We start from the raw sequence: 21,166 nt of genomic DNA, 5'->3' as shown, positions 1-21,166 counted from the left end.
TTCCCCGGGAATTTTACTATGATCATACTACTGGACAAATCCAATCGGGTTTTGGTTATCCTCCACAATAAAATGATGTATGAAATCATATTCCTTATCTCTGCCCTTCATTTCAGCCACCCATTCATCCGCATCACCAAACCACATAGAAACATAATCTTGCTGCATCCATGTTCTTACTAATTCAATATCATCCTCCTGCAATACACGTAATAAATACATATTCATCTCCTTTGATCTGCATCTTTTTATCCTGTAAACTGCCATAGTCCAATGTCCCCAAACACCATATCAGGGTCTATGTGATTTATTCCATTGTCTAATCCTTATTCTATAACGCAATCCCCGTAAACCCATTTTTTATAAATATTTTTCTACCGAACTTTGCTCATACACCCGTTTTCCTAAAAGCGTAATGGCCTGCACAGGGCAGCGATTGACACAGCGGTAACACATTGTACATTTCGCATGCGGCAATGCCTTTTGCTCCCGGATCGTAATGTTTTCCATAGGACAGAGGGACATACATTTTCCGCATCCGATACATTTTCCGGGATCGATCTTAAGTCTGCTGCTATATTTTTGGGTTTTTGTATAAAACCAGAGCCTCTGCCCCAACAATCCGGCCGCATGGCTGCCAAGTCCCAGTCCTTCCCGGACAGGTTTCCCCGCTTTGAGACTTTCCGCGGCATCTTTTAATTTTTTATCCGCATCCTGTATGATCTTCCGGTTCTGTTCAGAAGTCCTCTTCAATGCCTTCTCGTCACTGATACAATCCGGCATTTTCACATGCAGCCCTCCCAGAATTTCGGCATGGCAGCGTCTCATAAGTCTTGCCCCACACCCTGCACCATCTCCGCTGAACAGCCCCATGGTGGCAATTATGTATATTTTTTTACCGGCAAATAAGCTGCTGTTTTTTGTAATAAAGTCTCTCACGATCTTGGGCAGATTACTGTAATATACCGGATAACCAAACAAAATTTCCGTTGCGTCGCAAAGGGCTGTTACGGCCCGTTCCTCCTCCACTGGAAAAACATCAATTGTATCTCCGTAATATTGTAAAAATCGTTCCACACAAAATTTCGTATTTCCTGTTCCGCTAAAGTATATTCCAATCATCGGCTCAACCTTTCTTATTGATGAATAAAAAAAATGCCAGTCAATAGGCAGCAAATTTTGCCACAGATACACACCTTGCAATTCTCTTGCATTTCCTTTATAGTTGTAACGAAACACTTCGTTCAAAAAATCCGGCTGTAAGCTGCACAGATGAGGTAGTTACCGCCAGAGTAATAGAAGGAGACTGGCTTGAAGAACTTATTCAAATACATAATAAAACCATTTTTATTTCTCATCCTGATACTGTGCATACTTCTTATCTATGCGCATTTCGTGGAGCCCAGCCTGTTAGTAAAAACAACCTACACTGTACAGGCCCCTTCCGATGTAAAAGAATGTAAAATCGTCTATTTTTCAGATACTCACTTGGGGAATCTGTATGATCAGGAACACCTTTCGCGGATCGTTGAAAAGATCAATTCACAGAACCCCGATATTGTTGTGTTCGGTGGTGATTTACTGGATAACTATGCCCGTGACCAAGAAATCCTGGATTTGGACTTTATAAAATCCAAGCTGAAAGCGATCAGCCCTGATTCCCAAAAATATGCAGTATATGGAAACCATGACTATGGCGGCGGTGCCAGCCGTGTCTACTCTGACCTTATGGAAAACGGGGGCTTTACCCTCTTAAACAATACCAGCTTGTATTTGGAAGAATTCAACATCCGAATGACTGGTTTTGACGATTACCTTTTAGGCAATACAGACCCGGAACTCTATCAGAGCCGGGAGGATGCATTTACGGTCCTGCTTTCCCATGAACCGGATGTTGCCCAGTTAATTTCCATGCCCCAGGCGGGCCTTATGCTTTCCGGGCACTCCCACGGCGGGCAGGTCACACTTCCCTTTCTTACGCAGTACAGCCTGCCCACTGGTGCTACCAAATATATCAAAGGGCACTATCCGGATTGTGGGATATCTGAAAACCTTTCCCTCTATGTGAGCAAGGGAATTGGTATGACGGTGCTGCCTTTTCGGTTCCTCAATCCACCGGAAATCATGGTGCTTCAAATCCGGAACTAATAGCCCTCCTGCCGCAGTCACCGCCCCCGTTTATCTGTACCACAGGTATTTTATCCTTCTGCGGCAGGATCGGGTATTATGGTGATCCGCACCTTTTCTACCCGTTTTCCTGCCATTTTCATCACCTGCACTTCCAGGTTCTCGCAGGTAAAACTGCTGCCCTCCATTGGCACCTGTCCCATCTGGTCCATGACCCAGCCACTTACTGTGAGTACCTCAAATTCTTCTTCTTTTCCCAGCATCTCAAATACTTTTTCAATATTGGCACTTCCCATAACCAGATATTCTGTCTCTGCTATTTTTTCAATTTCCTCTATTACCTTGTCGTGTTCATCCCAGATTTCCCCTACCAATTCCTCTAAAATATCCTCCAGGGTAACGATGCCGATGGTTCCTCCGAATTCATCCAGTACCACTGCAATATGGGATTTCTTCTGCTGCAGTTCTTTAAGCAGTGCCCCCACCTGCTTCCCTTTTGAGATAAACAGGGCCGGGCGGATAATGGCCTGGATATCCTTATCTGTATTCGCTATGTAATTGTGGAAATCTTTCTGATAGATAATTCCGATGATGTTATCAATAGATGTCTCATACACCGGCAGTCTGGAATAACCGGTCCGTACAAACACCTCCGCGATCTCCTCTTTCCCGGCATCCGCGGATATCCCTGTAACGTCTATCCGGGGAGTCAGTATATCCGCTGCCTCCAGCTCTGAAAATTCGATGGCACTCCGGATCAAGGTACCCTCCTGCTCATCAATGCCGCCCTCCTGCTCTGCCTCCTCCACGATAGTCAGAAGTTCTTCCTCCGTGATAGACGGGTCATTGGATGTTTTGAACACAAGGGAGAGCAGTTTTTTCCACTGCTTAAACAAAAAATTAGCAGGCGTCAGCAGGACGACAAAAATATTCAGGATAGGCGCGGAAAACATGGCAAACTTTTCCGGAGATTCCTTAGCTATACTCTTAGGAGACACCTCGCCGAATATGAGCACCACAATGGTTGTTACCACGGTGGAAACACTGGCCCCTGCCTCATCACCCAGCATTTTCACAAATATGACCGTCGCCAGGGACGCGGATGCAATGTTCACAATATTATTTCCGATGAGTATGGTTGACAGCAGGCTGTCATAGCTCTCTGAAAGACGCATTACCAGCGCTGCCCTTTTGTTTCCTTTCTCTGCCATATTTTTTACCCGGATTCGGTTCAGGGATGAGAAGGCGGTCTCGGTAGCCGAAAAATAAGCTGACATGATAATACAGAACACAATAATAATCAAAGATAAACTATCACTTTCCATCATAAAAATCCTTTCTGATTTCAATATACTATATTTATGCCCGTATACAAAAGAAGAAATATCCTTACATGGCAGCCTCCTTTTCGGAGGAGCCCCTGCCAATCCTAACAAAACAAAAAGGCACAGCCACATCCCATTTCCAGGGCGCAGCTATGCCTTGTTCTATTCTCATATGCTTTCGCTTCTTACAACTGTGGTACGGGGCAGCGTCACTATCCGCGTTGTCCTTCATAAATTCCTCCGATGATCATACATAAAATTTTAATCGTATTATACTAGATGTTTCCGGCAAATGCAAGCTGTTTTTCACTTGAGAATCCGCGGTTTCCAGCTAAATATATAAAGCGTGAATTATTGATTGACAGTGTCACGTTTCACAGTATAGTATTATAGCATTAAAGTATTCCATTCCTAAAAAACATTTGATCAGCCGCACAAAAAGGAGGTAATCTTCTATCAACGGAAACTATTATGATGAGAATTTAAACGCACAAAAACTCTACAAGGTTTACCAAACGAAGTATCCCAGGGTAAAACAATATTTAGAATCGGAAATTTCATTTGTAAGAAATCATTTGCAGGGTACAGAGCGTATTTTGGAAATAGGGGCCGGATACGGAAGGATCATGAAGGAATTGGCGTCGAACTGTAAGACGATCATTGGGATTGATATCTCAAAAGACAATGCAGCTTTTGGCAATGAATATTTAAGCGATGTGCCCAATGCGCAATTATTGGTTATGGATGCTCATGATCTTGACTTCCGGGAGCCATTTGACGTTATTTTATGTCTGCAAAACGGACTGTCTGCCATAAACGCACAGCCAATGGCGTTTATTAAAAAATGTATGGATTTCCTTACAACGGACGGTAAAGTATTTGTCAGCAGCTATAGTCCCAAATTCTGGGATCACCGTGTTGCCTGGTTCCGGGAACAGTCGGAAAAGGGTTTGTTAGGTGAAATTGACATGGAGAGAACCCGGGATGGGGAAATTATATGCAAGGATGGCTTTCGTTCCTCTGCGCTCTCCCCAGAGGAGATGGATCGAATCGGAAAATCCACAGGTTATGCATATTATGTGGCAGAGACCGACCAGTCCAGTATTTTCCTGGTTATATCCAAAGCTGGATAAGGCTGGAAAATATCTGCAGTAACCAAGGGGCCTCCCCTCATGCCCTTGTAATATTATTCAGCCGGTCCAATTTCCGGTAATGGATGATCGCAGCACAGAAATCCTGCCGGAACACCGCATGGAAAGAGCTGCGCGGCAATTTTGCGCAGCTCTTTAACACTTGCTTTGATCCGGAAATAAAATGCGGCTCGCCCTTCATGACAGGGTCATATATGAATCAACATCTGCATCCAATCCAGCAACCAGTTTTTTTAATTCTTCTAATGGCATAGAATACCCACTGTTCACCCAGTGTTTCATCATTGCGATAATACCGTGCACCCGATAACAGGCAAAATATTCCAGTTTCTCAGGGACCTCTGTGATATCACTCTCTTCCACCCACGCATTCATACACGCAGCTACTAAATAATCCATCAGATTCTGCAAAAGGGGAGAATCTAATGTTTCATTGGGATTGAGGAATAGTACTTTTGTCAACGTTGGATTATCCTGCATATAGTCCAATAACGCATTGTAAAATGACTGATAGGAAGTCAGTGATGGGTCCTCAAAGATGAAGGTCAAATTTTCAAAAATATCATGTTCAAAATCACGGTACAGATCATAAATATCCTCATAATGACTGTAAAAGGTTGCACGATGGATATCAGCCAAATCCGTTAATTCTTTAATTGTAATATCATGAAGAGCCTTTTCTTCTAACAGATAAGAAAAAGCTTTTTTTATTGCAGTCCTGGTTTTTACGGATCGGCGGTCTGTTTTTCTTTCCATAAATAATCTCCTGAAATTTTTATAAATAAGCGACACATAATATGGATGCTGTTGTCTGAACGACATTTAGGGGAAAATTGCAGATAGTAATTCCACATAAGATCATTATACTTTAAAGAAAGAAAACAGGCAACAGATGTGGTTTAAACCAATAGAAAGGATGTCCCATGGAATTCAAAACATTAAAGAAGAAAGATTATAAAAAAGCCATTCAGTATGCAGTGGTTGGAATGCATTTTAACTGGTATATGAATAACCCCTCCCTTCTTAAACTGTATGGAAGATATTTTCTGTATCTGGAGCTAAACCGGGCAACACAAGTCATTGCGGCTTATGAAGGCGATGAACTTGCAGGGGTTCTTTTGGCAGAAATGTACGGGGAAAAACCTTGCTGCAAATCCATCGGAAAACAAATTTATGCCGGGGTATTTCATTGGTTACAACATATATTTGTGAAAGGGGGCGTGGACTGTTATGACAAAGCAAATGAAAATATGCGCAACGAATATCTGCAAAACCACACCCCGGACGGAGAACTGATCTTCTTAGCCGCAAATCCCCGCATCAAAAGGAAAGGTACCGGAAGCCTTCTGCTGGCGGAACTGGAAAAAAGAGAGGCGGGAAAAGTCATCTATCTTTATACAGACAATGCCTGTACCTACCAATTTTATGAACATCGTGGATTTGCACGTTTCGCGGAAAGAAACATTGTATTGAATCTAAACAAAACGGTTCCTTTAACATGTTATTTTTACACCAAACAGCTTTGATGACAGGGGACTGCAGCCAGCCGCCCCCTATGGTCATATAGTAAGATGCAAACAAACTGCCTAAATCAGATGGATTTGGTACATTCTGTTTTTACAGCACATGTTTGTATTTTCCACCCCTGCAATTCTTTATGCAGCCCCACTGCCATAAACGCCGTGATGACAGCCGAAAGTACATCCGCCGCCGGCTGTGCATAAAGAATGCCATTCAGCCCCATAACCCGCGGAAGCAGTAATATGACCGGGACAAAACATATTCCCTGCCTGCAGGCTCCCAGGATACATCCCTCTTTTGCCCTGCCCATCACAAGAAAAAGGAAGGAATATACCGTATAGAAACCAAAAAGCATAAAGGAAAGACCGTTTGCCCGTAGCGCGGCTGCGCCGATGCGTATCATCTCCGTATCCCCTTTTGTAAACAGTGACATCAACTGCGCCGGAAATACCGCAGCTGCCAAGCCAAATATTACACAAAATGCCGTTGACCAGAGGACCGACGTTTTGATTGCTTCATTCAGACGGTCAAATTTCTTTGCCCCGTAGCTGAATCCTGCAATTGGCTGAAACCCTTTCAGGAATCCGAATACGATCAAAGTCCCCATAGACATGATCTTCGTAAGCGGGCCCATAGCAGCAAGGGCGGAACCTCCGTATTCCTTAGCCGCATTGTTGATCATACCAATAGAAAGACTGGTCAAAATCTGGAATAACAGGGTGGGAATCCCTATTTTCAAAATCTCAGACATGATCTCTCGGGAAAAACAACATTCCTTGATACGAAAATTGAATACACTTTTTTTTCGGAAAATATAGCATAAATAAACTATAGTAGACACAATTTGCGATATAGCTGTGGCAATGGCCGCGCCGGCTACCCCAAGATCCAGTGTGTAAATAAAGATGGGATCTAATACCACGTTTAATAAGGCACCGGACATTAACGCGCACATAGCGGTTTTGGCTGCCCCCTCACTGGACACAATGTTATTCATGGTGACATTAAATACATTGAAGATCGAAAATGTGATATAAATCCCGGTATAAGTGACTGCGTACGGCATAACGCTTTCAAGCGCGCCTGTGGCTCTCAGGATAGGTTTCAGAAAGATGACACAGCCAAGTATAACGGCTGCACCGATCAAAACACTGCAGTATAAAGCGGTACTTGCCACTTTATTAGCAGTTTTTTTGTCACCGCTACCCAGAAGCCGGGACAAATAGGCAGCGGCACCATTTCCAAATAGAAGGCCCAGCCCTACCACAACCTGTCCAAGGGGAAAGGCTACGGTAATCGCTCCCATCTGCTCCGTTCCCAAACCTCCCACAAAATAAGAATCCACCAGATTGTATAGTGCATTGATCAACATGCCAATCATAGTCGGAAGCCCCAGGGCTAAAAGGGCTTTGGGTATGGGGGCACTTCCCAGAAGCTCCATTTTTGTGTTACGTCCATTCATAATTAACTCTCCTCTCACTTCTCAATAGTTATAAAGCACATTACTATAAATTATAGCATATTAGTTATATTACTATAATTTATAGTATATGTCAAGAAAAAGAAAAAGCCGCGTACCTTCTCCACCTCCCCATTCATTCACTTGACACCAATTAGAAAATACAATAATATAATTTATAGTATTTAAGCATGTTTATACACGACTGTATCTTATAAGAGCAGGGTAAAAGGAGGATAACTATGGCAGCCATAGATTTAATCGTATTGGGAATACTCAAAAAAGAATCGTTAAGTGCCTATGATATTCAAAAATTAGTAGAATACCGGAACTTATCCAAATGGGTAAAGATCAGCACTCCGTCAATCTATAAAAAAGTAATCCAACTGGAAGAAAAAGGGCTTATAAAAAGCAGCCGAGTCAAAGAAGGGAAGATGCCGGATAAAGCTGTGTATTCCCTGACGGATGATGGAAATAAAGAGTTCGAGAAGCTTATGCTGGAGATTTCAACAAAACCGATCCATTTTTTTCTGGACTTTAACGCTGTCATTGTAAATCTGCCCAGCCTCTCCCCCGAAAAGCGGAAACAATGCCTGGGGGATATCGAATGTAACATAAAGACTTTAAAAACATATTTGGAAGAAAATATGGCTATGAAAGAAAACGATTCCGGTATTCCCGAAACAGGCATGGCTGTTCTTAAACAACAGCTTATCCTGGCAAACGCTATAGAAACGTGGATTGCATCCCTGAAACAAAGTGAATAGTTTTCATATCTTTCGGAAACAGCTATGAATACGAAAATGATCAAATATGGAGCACATCATGGAAACTTTTGAAAAATACCTGTCAACCATTAAAAACGAAGAACACCGCTCTCGTATGAGAGAGGTCCTGGAATGGATCAATAACCGTTTCCCGGATATGCAGCCTAAAATTGCATGGAACCAGCCTATGTTCACAGACCATGGAACCTTTATCATTGGCTTCAGTGCGTCAAAACAGCATTTTTCCGTTGCACCGGAACAAAAAGGAATTGAAATGTTTTCATCTGAAATCAAAAAATCGGGTTATAGCTATAGTTCCAATATTTTTCGCATACGCTGGGATGAGCCTGTTAATTATTCCCTGCTTGAACAGATCATTCGGTACAACAGAACAGACAAAGCAGATTGTTCCTCCTTCTGGAGGAAATGATCGTCATACGTTAATAAATGTCTATGGTCAATTTCCCCAAATCCCATAGGCCCCCAGGTAAAGGCAGCCGGACACCCGAACAACCTGTGTTTGTCTATCCGTAACATACCCAAAAGGACAGGGAAATTTATCCCTGTCCTTATGGAGTAACCTTCCGGAATCTTACCTATCCTTATAAAACGCAATACATTCATAAGGTCTCAAACAATACCTATTGTTTTCCGGGCAGCGGCCCGTATAATTTCCGGCTATCTTTTCTGCATATCCCTCAGGGATCGTTATCTCTGCATTCTGATCTTGAAAATTATGGAACGTCAGGATCCCCAAATCGTCCGACACACGTTCATAAGCAATGACATTATCGTTCTCTGCATCATAAGGAACAAATTTCCCATGGACCAAAATATGGCTGTACGGACTGTCCTGTCTGAGGCGGATAAGTCCCCTGTAGAAATTCAATACGGAGCTTTTATCATTTTCTTCCTGTTCCGCATTGATGGCTGTATAGTTTTTATTTACCTTTATCCATGTCTTATCTGCATCGGAAAACCCTGCATTCCTACTCTGATTCCACTGCATCGGTGTCCGGCTGTTGTCGCGGCTTCTTTTCACCACTATGTCAAATGCTTCCGTTTCACTCAGCCCTGCTTTCAGTGCCCTTGCATACTGGCCATGTGTGGCAAGATCATCATAATCCTCCATGGATTCCATCCTTATATTTTCCATGCCAATCTCCTGTCCCTGATAAATGAACGGTGTCCCCCGCAAAAACAGAAACAGCGACGCCAGCATGGTCTTACTGTAATAATGAATGCCTTCATCCGGCAGATACTTATTCACGGAACGGTTCTGGTCGTGATTTTCCAGATACACGGCACCCCACCCCATATTCTGTACATGTTCCTGGCTTTTAAATATTTTCTCCCTCAGTTCCTTTATCGTGAAATGTCTCGGTTTGAACCATTCCCCGGTATCCGGTACATCAATATCCGTATAGCTGAAATCAAATACCATGGAGAAAAACCCATCTTCACCGATAAACCGATCCAACAAGGCCGGCGGAACATTTGCCTCCGCAACTGTCATACTATTATGGGGCTTAAATGTCTTCTCATTGAGTTCTCTCAGAAAATCCTCTATGCCCGGCTGATTCAGAATCCAATCACCGATATACCGAAGCCCATCCTCACCATCCGGCGGAAATATCCCATATTCCATTTTCTTCTTTATATTACAGATCGCATCTATCCGGAACCCGCCAAGTCCCTTATCCAGCCAGTAATTGATCATTTTATAGATCTCTTCCCTGAGTTCTTCATTTTCCCAGTTCAGATCCGGCTGTTTTTTTGAAAAAGCATGGAGATAAAATCGGCTGCTGTCCCCTACCCGCTCCCAGGCGGAGCCTCCAAAATAGGAGCGCCAGTTGTTGGGCGGATTTCCGTCTTCCGTTTCCCGGAAAATATAATAGTCTGCATATTTACTCTCCGGGTGGTTCAGCGCCTCCTGAAACCATGCATGTTCATCTGATGTATGGTTCACCACCAAATCCATCAGTACCTTCATTCCCATCTCATCTGCTTTTTCAATCAGTGCATCCATATCCCCATCGATGCCGAACATGGGGTGGATATGGTAATAATCAGAAATATCATACCCCCCGTCATCCATGGGTGAGCAGTATACCGGGCAGAGCCAGAGGACATTCACACCCAGTTCTTTCAGATACGGCAATTTTTGTATGATCCCCGGCAGATCCCCTATCCCGTCTCCGTTGGTGTCACGAAAGCTTTTGGGGTAGATCTGATAAACCACCGCGTCCTTCCACCAGCCCTTTTTCATCATTCCTGTCATTGTATCCTTATTCATAATTTCCTCCATGGCTCACCCCTTGACTGCTCCCTGGGCTACACCTTCAATAATGTTCTTCTGCATAAATATGTAAACGACCAATATGGGCAGCATAGTCAGGATCAGACCTGCCAGTACAAGTGCATAGTCTGTAAAATACTGACCTGTAAACATATATGTCATCAAAGGCAGCGTCTTCCTGCTGTTATCTGAGAGAATAATAAAGGGTGCAAGGAAATCATTCCAAGTTCCCAAAAAGTTTAAAATAAAAATAGTAGATGCAATGGGCTTCAATAACGGCAGGATGATCCTCACAAAGATTCCAACCTGTGTACATCCGTCTATCTTTGCTGCCTCCTCAAGTTCATACGGAATGGACTTCATAAAACCATGGAACATGAAAACCGCCATGGATACATTGGCCCCGACATAGAAGATGATCATGGTGAGCCTGCTGTTCATAATGCCAAGGCTGCTGAAATTCTTAACCAGAGGGATCATGATAGACTGGAACGGAATGATCATGGACACTACCATGGCCATAAATACGATCTTGTTGATGGTCCAGTCTTTTCTGGCAAACAGATAGGCGCACATGGCGGCAGCAATAATAGTAAGCACAACACTTGCCAGTGTGATCAATAGAGAATTTCCAAAAGTCTGCACATAGTTCATCTTATGGAACGCATCCACGATCGCAGAAAGATCAAGTGACTTTGGCAGCGCCAATGCATTGTCCACAATCTCTTTGTTGCTCTTAAATGCATTCACTAAAACAATATAAAACGGAATGAGGAACAGAAGAAAAATCCCGGTTGTCACCACATAATATAAACCTTTCTTTGCCTTTTTCATTATGCTTCAACCTCCTTTTTCTTTGTAACGGTTACCTGGATCACGGTTATGACAGCCACGATCAGAAACAGGATAAGAGCTTCTGCCTGTCCAATACCAAAGTCATTGTATTTAAATGCTTTGTTATATACATGCATGGATGCCATAATAGTAGATTTATACGGACCGCCTGCCGTCAGCGTCAGGTTCACGTCGTACACCATAAATGCCGCCTTGATAGACAGAAAGCTGCAGATCGTAATAGATGGCATGATCAGCGGAAGGATGATCTTACGGATCGCGTAGAATCCGGATGCCCCGTCAAGGGATGCCGCCTCGCAAACATCTTTCGGAACCGCTATGATGCCCGCCATATAGATGATCATAAGATAACCTGCCATCTGCCACACTGCCACTATGATCATTGCCAGCATTGCTGTATTCGGATCACTCAGCCAGTTGCCTGCAAACGTCCCGAAAACCGGTATCTGGCCCAACTGTACCAGTGCCTCCGAAAAGATAAATTTCCATACAATACCAAGAACCACACCGCCGATCAGGTTCGGGATGAAGAATCCGGTCCTGTAAACACCCTGCCCTCTATATCCTTTGGTCAGCAGATATGCAAGTAAAAATGCAAGTATATTAACTGCCAGTACAACTCCGATAGCATATTTGAAGGTCCTGACCAGTGATTCCCAGAAATTCACATCGTGGAACGCTTTCACATAATTGGAAAGCCCCACCACATTAAAATGCTCTGATATACCATTCCAATCCGTAAAGGACATAAATACACCATTTACAAACGCCCAGCCTATCACAAAGACAAATGCCAGGATCGCAGGTCCCGCGAATCCCAAAAACAGCAATACCTGATTCCTCTTCTTTTTCATTTCCGATCTCCTCCTATTTTGCACGCCAGTAGGCTTCATATGCTTCTGCCACTTCTTCTCTGCTGATCTGGCCGTCCAGATACCGCTGAAGCGCTGCCCCTGTGTCCACATAATGGTCTGCCGTATTTGCCATGTATGCAACCTTTGTCCTTCCCTTCTCCTGATAGTTCAGGATACTGGAGGCAATGCCGTTCTCCACCGCTACGGCTGCATTGTCATAAGCCGGAATCCCCTTTGCGTCATTTACCACGAACTCCCATCCACGTTCTGTCTGGGTAATATATTCAATCAGTTCCCTGCCTGACTGCTGCTGTTCTTCTGTCGCGCCGTTAAAAACAGTCAGGTACATGGGTACCAGCGTTGCGATCCTGTTGTTTGGATAAGAATCATCCTCGCCTACAGGCAGAGGGATCATGCCATATTCCCCCTCCGGGTCCAGCGATTCAAGGGCTGTAGAACCCCAATTCCCCTGGAACCAGAAAGCCGCCTTCCCTTCTGTTAAGATCCTGGCCTGCTTGGTGGTATCTCCGTCGTTGGCATACAGAAGCGGATTGTCTGCATGGTAATTATATTCCTTCAGCAGGTCGATGGTATCCATAACCTCTTGAAACACTTCATTCGATGCCAAATCTTCCTCGCCGCGTTTCAGCTTATCCACAAATGCAGCCTGCTCCTGCGGATCTTCAGATTGTCCGGTGTAGATATCTGTGGCAAGATGTGTAGACAATGACCAATCCTGGGCGCCTAAGACAATGGGTGCGATCCCCGCTTTCTCTATTTCTTCAAAAACCATTCTCAAATCTTCACGTGTATGGATAGAATCCGGGTCGAAAGATTCACCAAGCACATCATCTAATACGGCTCTGTTATAGATCAGTCCCATTCCCTCAATTCGATAGGGAACTCCATAGACGGCTTCGCCATCCCTGGCTGCGTCGATCGTCCCAGCACTTGCATATTCTACTGCACTTAAATCGGACAGATCCGCCAGCCGGTCCTTTGCCCGCAGCAGATCTCCCGTCTCCAGTCCCATAACCGTGGGCGTGTTTCCTGAGTTAAACATTACCGTGATCATGCTTGAAGTGTCCGCCGGCATAGGCACCACTTCCACCTCTGTCGTCTTACTCTGTGCATTGAAATCTGCTGCCAGGGCGTCAATTTTTTCTGATAGGTCACCACCGCCTAAATAAGCCCTGATCTTTACTTTCCCGTCCTTCGTCTTTACCGCATCCTCCTTGCTCCCGCATGCTGTCATTGTACACATTACCATTAAACTGATCAGGATACTGAATACTCTTTTCCCTCTGGTCTTCATATGTCTCCTCCTTTGTGAAACATGTTTCATTCCGGCGATAAATTTTGGATGCCGCTGCATCCTTTTTCTTTTCTTGAAACATGTTTCATTTGTTGCTTTTATCATACACCCACATATAGACTCTGTCAATATCAAATTTATACTTTTTCACCTTATCTCCGCATACCGTCCAAAAGCTTCCCCTACTTGGTTGTCTCCCCGTCTTTTCTGACAACATCTATCAGATACTTCCTCTTTGTGAGCTTCTGTCCGGCCATCAGTTTCAGCAAAATCTCCACAGTTTTATCTCCAATTTTATCGGCTGACTGTATGATGGAGGTCACATTTACCAGATTAACATCCGCCACATACGTCCCATCGTAGGAGACCAGCGCAAAATCATCCGGGATCTTTTTTCCCAGCTTAAGGGCTGCTTTTAAGAATGCCGCTGCCTGGATATCGGCTGCCATCACTCCATCAACCTGCGGATATTTTTCTAATATCGTCTTCGCGATCTCAAGATAGCCTGAAAAATCAAACTCATTCCATTTTATTTCGATAAAACGATTTTCAATCCCTGCTGCATTTAAAGCATGCGCCAACGCCGTATGGCATTTATAAGATTCCACTTTGGATAATTCCCGGTCACCTATATGGATCACATACCTGCATTGGCTTTCCATAAACTTTTCCGCTGCAAGCCTGCCGCCTTTTTCGTGGTCTGATACCACAATGGGCAGTTTTTTTCCTGCATCATAATCCAGCATGATCATAGGCTTGTCAAATTGTTGATACTCCTTATCTTCAAGATCTGATACCCCCATAATGACTCCGTCCACAATATTTGTCTTTAAAATATTGATATATTCACGCTCCCGCTCAATCTGGCCGTCCGTACTGCAAAGCATTAATTTATAGCCTTTTTCATACAATTTTGATTCAATGCAGTGGGCCAGATTTGAGAAATAGGGATGCCTGATGCTTGGTATCAGCATCGCTACGGTACCCGATTTCTGCCTGAACATCCCCCTGGCAAGTTCATTTGGGATATAATTCAGTTCTTTCATCGCGTCTTCGATTTTCTGTCTTGTCTCAGGAGCAACATTTGCTGTCCCGTTCATTACGCGCGACACGGTACATGCTGCAACATTTGCTTTTTTCGCCACATCTCTGATACTGGCCAAGTCTGTCACTCTCCTTTATTTCCGCAAAAGCAGTCACCGATCAGACATGCCTGCTATATGAATGAAATATGTTTCATTCATATGATAACATACTTGCTATAAAGTGTAAAATCATTTCTTTCTTCCTATGTATCAAAAAAGCACAGACAGATCTTTGTGATCTGCTGTACTTTTTTGTAATTGAAAAGAAACACAGAAGCACAGAAGTTTTTGCCGACCGGTAATGTGAAACGGCCTGGATCCGGTTAAATCATAGGCCGTATTTCTTTAAATATCCGGTCCGGAAAATATTTTTCTAACGGATAAAATTTGTATGCTGCATAGCTTCCTTTACCGGCATCCCCAACTGCTCTTTTCCAAGGGCAATGGATTTTATAAGAAACGACATATTATTCGCCAGCGTCCGCATTCCCTGCAGCCCTTCTGCGTCCTTTGCTGCCTCACCGATCTCTCTGCCGTGAATGCTGTTCCAATACTGACCGGATGCTACCGGCATTCCACTAATCGTAAAATATTTATTCAGTTCGTCAAAGGTGGATGACAACCCTCCTCTTCTGGCTGCCACAACGCTTGCTCCCACTTTCATTGTCTTATCAAAAGGCGTGCTGAAGAATAACCGGTCCAGAAATGACACCAGTGTGCCATTGGCGGATGCATAATATACCGGACTGCCAATGATCAGTCCGTCACAGGCCTCAAACTTAGGTGCGATCTCATTGACGCAATCTTCAAACACACATTTGCCCTTCTCGGCACATGCCCGGCAGGCTATACATCCCCGAATCGCTTTGTTTCCGATATGGATGATCTCACAAGCAATCCCTTCTTTTTGAAATACCTTTTCCATTTCCTTTAAGGCAATATAGGTGTTTCCCTCTTTATGAGGGCTTCCGTTGATCATTAATACATTCATTTTTATATCCTCCTTTTTCTCTTATGCAATTTCCATCTGTAATTTCCATTCCGTCAGCTTTGCAGGCAGAGCACACGAATTGCACCATTGTTTTTTGCTCCGCAATGCTGTACACTATGATTGTATCAACCGATTGTAACTATCGGTCAAGTGTTTTTTGTAAATTCTATTTTATTTATATAGGAAACGGGGTATTTGAAAATGTATACTATGATGCAGGTCTGCAAAGAAGCCAATATGACTTATCAGACCTTAAAATATTACTGTAATGAAGGATTAGTCCCTAATGTAAAACGAGATAAAAACAACCGCAGGATTTTTGACGAACGAGATCTGAAATGGATCAAAGACTTGATCTGTCTGAAAAAATGTGATATGAGCATTCAGGAAATGAAAAAATATCTGGATTTATGTATGCAGGGCGAATCTACGATCCGTCAGCGGAAAGAAATGCTTACTAAGAAACGGAATGCCCTCTTAGCTTCCATCGAGGAATTGAAAGGCCATGTTGAATATATTGACTGGAAGCAGGCGTTTTATGATGACGTTCTTTCCGGCAAACGCCCTTATGTCAGCAACTTAATACCCGTAGAGAAATCGAATGAAAGATCAGATGATTCAGCTCTTTAAACCTACGTCAAAAGCGGATATGGTATTTCTTTCGGAAGTCCGTATCCGCCTTTCATAACGGTTCATAATTGCTTTTTATAGTTCCGCCCCCATTCTTCCATAGCATCCATGATCGGACGCATTGATTCGCCTAAAGCACTCAGGGCATATTCCACACGAGGCGGTACTTCCGGATAGACAGTGCGCGTAATGATTCCGTCACTTTCCATTGAACGGAGGCTGTCTGTCAGCACCTTTTGGCTGATTCCCTCTAAATCTTTCCGCAGTTCATTAAACCGCCATGGTCTCTGCATCAGATTCCGCATAATCAGCAATTTCCATTTACTTCCGATGATCTGTACCGTAGTTGCCACAGGACAAGCGGGCATTTCTTCTTTCGTCAGCATCAAAACACTCCCTTCCAAAAGTTTAAAAACGAATGTTGTATTCAAATTATAATATAAATAGTATCTTGCTGCAAGAGAGTTACAAAAAAGTAACTAAGTAATAGATTTGTGCGTACTTTTTTTCTATGCCATTCCTCCGTACAATGTAAGCAAGGAGCAGGAAATGTTCCAAAAACGAAATGGAGGTAATGAATAATGGCACTCTCAAATTTAGCTGGTTGGAATGAAAAAGCCGCTTCCTGCGGAACATCTTGCGGTGCTGGCGACAGGCCCGATGAAAAGCCCGCTGCCTGCGGTTCTGCATGTGGGGCTGGTGATAAACCACAGGAAAAACCCACTGCTTGCGGTTCTGCATGTGGGGCCGGTGATAAACCACAGAAAAAACCCTCTGCTTGCGGTTCTGCTTGCGGAGCTGGTGGCAAACCACAGGAAAGCCCCTCTGCATGCGGTTCCGCATGTGGAACGGGTGATAAACCCTCTGCATGTGGGGCGTCGGAACAATAAGTAACTTTTATTCTCAGCAGTCCCCGGCAGTGTTGTTCTGTTGGGGACAATTTCATATAAAGTGAGGAAAACAATATGAAAGAATATTTCGCCTTTCAATGGCACATCACAGATGAATGCGACCAGAGGTGCAAACACTGTTATATTTTTTCAGAGGATAACTGCAAGAAGCCGGACGCAATGAGCTGGGAACAAATGCAGGAGACATTTTATAATTGTCTTGATCTTTGTGAGGTGTGCAAACGGCTGCCGTATTTTTATATCACAGGGGGTGACCCCATTTTACACCCGGATTTTTGGCGGCTGCTTGCCCTGCTGAAAGAACATGAGATCCCCTTTGCCATTTTAGGAAATCCGTTTCACCTGACAGATGAAGTTTGCAGAAAATTGAAATACTATGGCTGCCGGAAATATCAGCTCTCCCTTGACGGAATGAGGGAAACCCATGATTGGTTCCGCAAACCCGGCTCTTTTGACTGTACACTGGAAAAAATTTCATGCATCAAAGGGGCCGGTATTCATTCTGTTATCATGACTACGGTATCAGGCGTAAATATCAAAGAAATCCCTGCCGTTATTGATACTGTCGTTGAACATGGTGCAGATGTATTTGCTTTTGCCCGCTATTGTCCCACCAGTGGCGAAAAGGACACGGGAATGACCCCGCAGGAATATAGAGAACTGCTTGATACCTGCTATCTAAAATTTAAGGAATACGAAGCCACAGGCTGCTCTACTTATTTCAATAAAAAAGACCATCTCTGGACGCTTTACGAGTATGAGAAAGGTGTTTTCAAAATCCCGGAGGGCACAGAGGACGGCATGATATACGGAGGCTGTAACTGCGGGAACTGTCATATGACCATAGTTCCTACCGGCGATATTTATGCCTGCCGCCGGGTACAGAACAGCAAAGTGGGAAATGTGTTCACAGACCGTATAGCGGATATATGGGTGTGTCAAATGGAAGCCTATCGGAACTATACAAAGTTTGAGAAATGCTCCAAATGTGAGCTTCTATCATGGTGCCGCGGCTGCCCGGCTGTGGCCAGCGGAAAAGAAGGGAATTTTTATGCTGCCGACCCACAGTGTTGGAAAGAGGTGATTTTATGAATGCACAGACCTGTTTAAAGAAATTACAATATGTGGGTGTTCTGAGTTTTGCTACCGTCAGCCCGGACGGAACACCGCAGATACGATGTATCAGCGCCATACATTATGAAACAGACGCCTTATATTTTTTTACAGCCAGAGGAAAAGGATTCTGTAAAGAGCTGCTTCGTGACGGGCGGGTACAAATACTTGCATATACCCGGTACAATGAAATGATCCGTGTATCCGCAAAAGCGATCCCTGTCCCCCGGGCGGATCAGAAAAAATGGATAGATGTGATTTTTGAGGAGCAGCCTTACCTTGCCAATGTATACCCAAATGATACAAGAGAGATCGGCATTGTTTTTTCTATTCGTGATATGGAAATTGAATATTTCAATCTGGCTGTTCATCCGATCTTCCGGAAGAACTATATTGTCGGAAACCGCCGGATAAAGCAAAAAGGTTACGAGATAACCAACCAATGTATCGGCTGCGGAACGTGCACGGAAAACTGTCCCCAGAACTGTATCAAAGCCGGCAAGCCCTATCAGATCATGCAGGAACATTGCCTGCACTGCGGCAGCTGCTATGAACATTGTCCGGTACAGGCAGTCATGCAAAAGGACTGAACAAACGCTGCCATAACCTGTTTTTCAGCAGGTTCCGTTAATTTAATCATCAACTCACTGCCTGCCGCACTGGCAGTATAGGAAAGTTCCCGGCCGTCACATGTAATTTTTTAGTGCATTTAACTTTCCACCGCGTATATACAGCCCCCGGCCTGTATGATGAAATTGTATCATGATTTGTTTTCCCCTGCGGCAGGCTGTTTTGGCTTCAGGCGCATCACAGAGAATATGAATTTCATACTGTGCTCCAGTGTCTGCGATGGAGCACAGCATAAACTACTCATAACCTCCGTCTAAAACACACGTGAGCGGCTGTATATATAAAAAAGCTCCTGGCTTATTTTATATTCTTTCTCAAGTTTTTCAAATGTTTGATCAAACGCTTCCGCAGCCCGGCTGTCAAATTCATAAACCCGGCTTTCCTGAAATTTCCAGTTCCCCTTAGGAATCGCACCTTTAGAAAGTTCCTTTACCAATAAAGCAGTCGGAAAAATATTGTCACCAATACAAATATTATATTGTTTGCTGCTTTTAAAACCGCTGCTTATATAGTTTTCGGGATTTCCGTATATTACAATAGCGTCATAGCCCAGCTCAACTGCTTTTTGAAAGGAATATTCCAATAATTTTTTACCATAACCCTTACGCTGATATTTTGGCAGCACACTAAGTGGTCCAAAGGTTAAAATTGATTTTTCATTTCCTTCTTCATCAACAAGCTTTGCTTTTGTGTACATAATATTTGCGATAACAGAGTTGTCGCATTCGATCACAAAATCAAGTTCCGGCAAAAAATCTTCATGATCTCGCATAATGTGCACAAGATAATGTTCATTACACCCGGGAACGTAGAGATTCCAAAAAGCCTTCCTTGTTAGTTCTTCCACTTCTCTATAGTCAGATTTTAATTCATTTCTTATTATCATTTTGCTTTCTCTCCATTCATACAAAATCTGTCCTGCAGTATTTCCATCACTCATGTCAGAATTGCGTCTTAATTATACATCTCCGCTATATCTTTGAAGGTGCGTAACCGTAACTATCTGCCAAAATATCCGCTGATCTCCCGCATCCTGCCTAACTGATCCACATGGAACGGGCACCGCTGGCTGCAGTGTCCGCATCCGATGCAGTCATCTGCCTTTTTTTCCAGACTTTTATAATGCTCCCCTGCCAAAACATCACCGGCCAGGGCAAGGTCATAATATTTGTTGATCAGCGCAATAGCAAGCCCCTCCGGACATGGCTGGCAATGGTCGCAGTATACGCATTTACCCTCTGCGCTTTTCGGTGCAAAGGAACTGATCACAGCGTAGTCTTTCTCTTTTGCCTCTGCGCGGAAAAATCCCAGGAGATATTCCAAATCGACATGGTCTCTTACCCCTGGAAGCACGGTTAGGACTCCCGGCTTGTCCAGAATATACTGGATGCACTGGTAAGCTGTAAGCGCCCTTCCAAAAGGAGATGTCTTTGCATCCAGCAGCTGCCCTCCGCTGAAGGCTTTCATCACAGAGATCCCGACCCCCTCTGTCTCACACCGCTGGTACAGACGCATCCTTTCCGACACATTTCCCTTTCCCCACTCATCGCCGCATTCATAATCATAGGCCGGGTTGATGCTGAGCATCAGCATATCGGGAAGACCAGTATCAAGAACCAATTCAGCCGTTGCAGGGGTGTGGGAGGACAGCCCCAGATGACGGACTACCCCCTGTTCTCTGAGCCGCAGGAGGTACTGCAGAATTCCGCCCTTCTTATGCTGCTTCCAGTCTGCCTCCTCATCCAGGCAGTGCAGAAAACCATAGTCGATATAATCTGTTTTCAATGCCTCAAGCTGCCAGTCTACAGAACGTTTTACGGTTTCCAGATCTGTAGTCCATCCATAAGCACCTTTGGTATAATCTGCGCCAAAATGGATCTGATAAAAAATCTTCTCCCTTACATCTCTCATTACCTTTCCAAAGACCTGAAAACAGGACCCATGAGATGTAGCCATATCATAGTAATTGATCCCCTCCTCAAAAGCCTTTTCCAATGTTTTGGCAGCTTCTTTTTCCTCTGCCATGGCAATCGCGCTGGTCCCCATTCCCAGGACACTGATCTTATCTCCCGTTTTCCGGTTTATACGATATTCCATAAAAATCCCCCTGTCCTTTTTCTATCCGCTTCCAAT

24 protein-coding genes are annotated in these 21,166 nt (G+C 43.9%); 9 read left to right on the top strand and 15 right to left on the bottom strand.

Annotated features, from left to right (window positions below):
* Nucleotides 1-27 precede the first annotated feature (27 nt).
* Nucleotides 28-222, bottom strand: a complete 195-nt coding sequence (locus CI595_RS11740; protein WP_147737714.1) for a GNAT family N-acetyltransferase — start codon at nucleotides 220-222, stop codon at nucleotides 28-30.
* Between the two features lie 138 nt (nucleotides 223-360).
* Nucleotides 361-1,122 (bottom strand): EFR1 family ferrodoxin, encoded by a 762-nt coding sequence (locus tag CI595_RS11735; protein WP_095174329.1) that lies wholly within the window; start codon nucleotides 1,120-1,122, stop codon nucleotides 361-363.
* 189 nt (nucleotides 1,123-1,311) lie between these two features.
* Here CI595_RS11735 and CI595_RS11730 point away from each other — a divergent pair, with 189 nt between their 5' ends.
* Nucleotides 1,312-2,148: a metallophosphoesterase gene (locus CI595_RS11730; RefSeq protein ID WP_095173451.1), complete on the top strand. Its 837-nt coding sequence runs from the start codon at nucleotides 1,312-1,314 to the stop codon at nucleotides 2,146-2,148.
* 50 nt (nucleotides 2,149-2,198) lie between these two features.
* On the opposite strand, the gene CI595_RS11725 is transcribed toward CI595_RS11730, so the two are convergent.
* Nucleotides 2,199-3,452, bottom strand: a complete 1,254-nt coding sequence (locus tag CI595_RS11725; RefSeq protein WP_095174328.1) for an HlyC/CorC family transporter — start codon at nucleotides 3,450-3,452, stop codon at nucleotides 2,199-2,201.
* A 64-nt stretch (nucleotides 3,453-3,516) separates the two neighbouring features.
* The gene (locus tag CI595_RS26060; RefSeq protein ID WP_156087469.1) at nucleotides 3,517-3,684 is read right to left on the bottom strand and encodes a hypothetical protein; all 168 of its coding nucleotides are present in this window, start codon (nucleotides 3,682-3,684) and stop codon (nucleotides 3,517-3,519) included.
* Between the two features lie 223 nt (nucleotides 3,685-3,907).
* Between CI595_RS26060 and CI595_RS11720 the strand changes: the two genes are divergently transcribed.
* The gene (locus tag CI595_RS11720; protein WP_095173450.1) at nucleotides 3,908-4,585 is read left to right on the top strand and encodes a class I SAM-dependent methyltransferase; all 678 of its coding nucleotides are present in this window, start codon (nucleotides 3,908-3,910) and stop codon (nucleotides 4,583-4,585) included.
* Nucleotides 4,586-4,780: 195 nt separating this feature from the next.
* Here CI595_RS11720 and CI595_RS11715 read toward each other — a convergent pair whose 3' ends face one another.
* The gene (locus CI595_RS11715; RefSeq protein ID WP_162291859.1) at nucleotides 4,781-5,359 is read right to left on the bottom strand and encodes a TetR/AcrR family transcriptional regulator; all 579 of its coding nucleotides are present in this window, start codon (nucleotides 5,357-5,359) and stop codon (nucleotides 4,781-4,783) included.
* A gap of 167 nt (nucleotides 5,360-5,526) precedes the next feature.
* On the opposite strand from CI595_RS11715, the gene CI595_RS11710 reads away from it, so the two are divergent.
* Nucleotides 5,527-6,129, top strand: a complete 603-nt coding sequence (locus CI595_RS11710) for a GNAT family N-acetyltransferase (protein WP_095173448.1) — start codon at nucleotides 5,527-5,529, stop codon at nucleotides 6,127-6,129.
* A 65-nt stretch (nucleotides 6,130-6,194) separates the two neighbouring features.
* Here CI595_RS11710 and CI595_RS11705 read toward each other — a convergent pair whose 3' ends face one another.
* A complete protein-coding gene (locus CI595_RS11705; RefSeq protein WP_095173447.1) occupies nucleotides 6,195-7,586 on the bottom strand; it encodes an MATE family efflux transporter in 1,392 nt (463 codons plus the stop codon).
* A gap of 239 nt (nucleotides 7,587-7,825) precedes the next feature.
* Here CI595_RS11705 and CI595_RS11700 point away from each other — a divergent pair, with 239 nt between their 5' ends.
* The gene (locus CI595_RS11700) at nucleotides 7,826-8,350 is read left to right on the top strand and encodes a PadR family transcriptional regulator (protein WP_095173446.1); all 525 of its coding nucleotides are present in this window, start codon (nucleotides 7,826-7,828) and stop codon (nucleotides 8,348-8,350) included.
* Nucleotides 8,351-8,408: 58 nt separating this feature from the next.
* A complete protein-coding gene (locus CI595_RS11695; protein ID WP_095173445.1) occupies nucleotides 8,409-8,780 on the top strand; it encodes an iron chaperone in 372 nt (123 codons plus the stop codon).
* Between the two features lie 162 nt (nucleotides 8,781-8,942).
* On the opposite strand, the gene CI595_RS11690 is transcribed toward CI595_RS11695, so the two are convergent.
* The 6 genes from CI595_RS11690 to CI595_RS11665 all read right to left on the bottom strand — a co-directional run bounded on the left by CI595_RS11690 (nucleotide 8,943) and on the right by CI595_RS11665 (nucleotide 15,749).
* A complete protein-coding gene (locus CI595_RS11690; RefSeq protein ID WP_243135153.1) occupies nucleotides 8,943-10,646 on the bottom strand; it encodes a glycoside hydrolase family 13 protein in 1,704 nt (567 codons plus the stop codon).
* 15 nt (nucleotides 10,647-10,661) lie between these two features.
* The gene (locus CI595_RS11685; protein ID WP_095173444.1) at nucleotides 10,662-11,483 is read right to left on the bottom strand and encodes a carbohydrate ABC transporter permease; all 822 of its coding nucleotides are present in this window, start codon (nucleotides 11,481-11,483) and stop codon (nucleotides 10,662-10,664) included.
* A complete protein-coding gene (locus CI595_RS11680; protein ID WP_095173443.1) occupies nucleotides 11,483-12,358 on the bottom strand; it encodes a carbohydrate ABC transporter permease in 876 nt (291 codons plus the stop codon). Before CI595_RS11680 ends, CI595_RS11685 begins: the two co-directional genes overlap by 1 nt.
* Nucleotides 12,359-12,371: 13 nt before the next feature.
* Nucleotides 12,372-13,673, bottom strand: a complete 1,302-nt coding sequence (locus CI595_RS11675; protein WP_162291858.1) for an ABC transporter substrate-binding protein — start codon at nucleotides 13,671-13,673, stop codon at nucleotides 12,372-12,374.
* 182 nt (nucleotides 13,674-13,855) lie between these two features.
* Entirely contained in the window at nucleotides 13,856-14,836 is a 981-nt protein-coding gene (locus CI595_RS11670; RefSeq protein WP_095173441.1) for a LacI family DNA-binding transcriptional regulator, read from the bottom strand.
* A gap of 295 nt (nucleotides 14,837-15,131) precedes the next feature.
* On the bottom strand, nucleotides 15,132-15,749 hold the full coding sequence (locus tag CI595_RS11665) for a flavodoxin family protein (protein WP_095173440.1): 618 nt from the start codon (nucleotides 15,747-15,749) through the stop codon (nucleotides 15,132-15,134).
* Between the two features lie 201 nt (nucleotides 15,750-15,950).
* Here CI595_RS11665 and CI595_RS11660 point away from each other — a divergent pair, with 201 nt between their 5' ends.
* Nucleotides 15,951-16,379 carry a MerR family transcriptional regulator gene (locus CI595_RS11660; protein ID WP_095174326.1) on the top strand — a complete coding sequence of 143 codons (429 nt, stop codon included), beginning with the start codon at nucleotides 15,951-15,953 and terminating at the stop codon, nucleotides 16,377-16,379.
* Between the two features lie 62 nt (nucleotides 16,380-16,441).
* Here CI595_RS11660 and CI595_RS11655 read toward each other — a convergent pair whose 3' ends face one another.
* Nucleotides 16,442-16,765 carry a winged helix-turn-helix transcriptional regulator gene (locus tag CI595_RS11655; RefSeq protein ID WP_095173439.1) on the bottom strand — a complete coding sequence of 108 codons (324 nt, stop codon included), beginning with the start codon at nucleotides 16,763-16,765 and terminating at the stop codon, nucleotides 16,442-16,444.
* 195 nt (nucleotides 16,766-16,960) lie between these two features.
* Here CI595_RS11655 and acgA point away from each other — a divergent pair, with 195 nt between their 5' ends.
* From acgA to CI595_RS11640, 3 genes are all read left to right on the top strand, one after another.
* Nucleotides 16,961-17,269: an ACGX-repeat peptide gene (gene acgA / locus CI595_RS11650; RefSeq protein ID WP_095173438.1), complete on the top strand. Its 309-nt coding sequence runs from the start codon at nucleotides 16,961-16,963 to the stop codon at nucleotides 17,267-17,269.
* A 75-nt stretch (nucleotides 17,270-17,344) separates the two neighbouring features.
* The gene (acgM, locus tag CI595_RS11645; RefSeq protein WP_095173437.1) at nucleotides 17,345-18,382 is read left to right on the top strand and encodes a radical SAM/SPASM domain protein, ACGX system; all 1,038 of its coding nucleotides are present in this window, start codon (nucleotides 17,345-17,347) and stop codon (nucleotides 18,380-18,382) included.
* Nucleotides 18,379-18,993 (top strand): 4Fe-4S binding protein, encoded by a 615-nt coding sequence (locus CI595_RS11640; protein ID WP_095173436.1) that lies wholly within the window; start codon nucleotides 18,379-18,381, stop codon nucleotides 18,991-18,993. Before acgM ends, CI595_RS11640 begins: the two co-directional genes overlap by 4 nt.
* 293 nt (nucleotides 18,994-19,286) lie before the next feature.
* On the opposite strand, the gene CI595_RS11635 is transcribed toward CI595_RS11640, so the two are convergent.
* Both CI595_RS11635 and CI595_RS11630 read right to left on the bottom strand, forming a co-directional pair.
* The gene (locus CI595_RS11635; RefSeq protein WP_243135151.1) at nucleotides 19,287-19,973 is read right to left on the bottom strand and encodes a GNAT family N-acetyltransferase; all 687 of its coding nucleotides are present in this window, start codon (nucleotides 19,971-19,973) and stop codon (nucleotides 19,287-19,289) included.
* A gap of 59 nt (nucleotides 19,974-20,032) precedes the next feature.
* Nucleotides 20,033-21,130: an aldo/keto reductase gene (locus CI595_RS11630; protein WP_095173435.1), complete on the bottom strand. Its 1,098-nt coding sequence runs from the start codon at nucleotides 21,128-21,130 to the stop codon at nucleotides 20,033-20,035.
* Between the last annotated feature and the right edge of the window lie 36 nt (nucleotides 21,131-21,166).

The sequence above is a fragment of the Blautia hominis genome (assembly GCA_002270465.1).
GTDB lineage: Bacteria > Bacillota > Clostridia > Lachnospirales > Lachnospiraceae > Blautia > Blautia hominis.
This window is presented reverse-complemented; position numbering and strand designations above follow the sequence as displayed.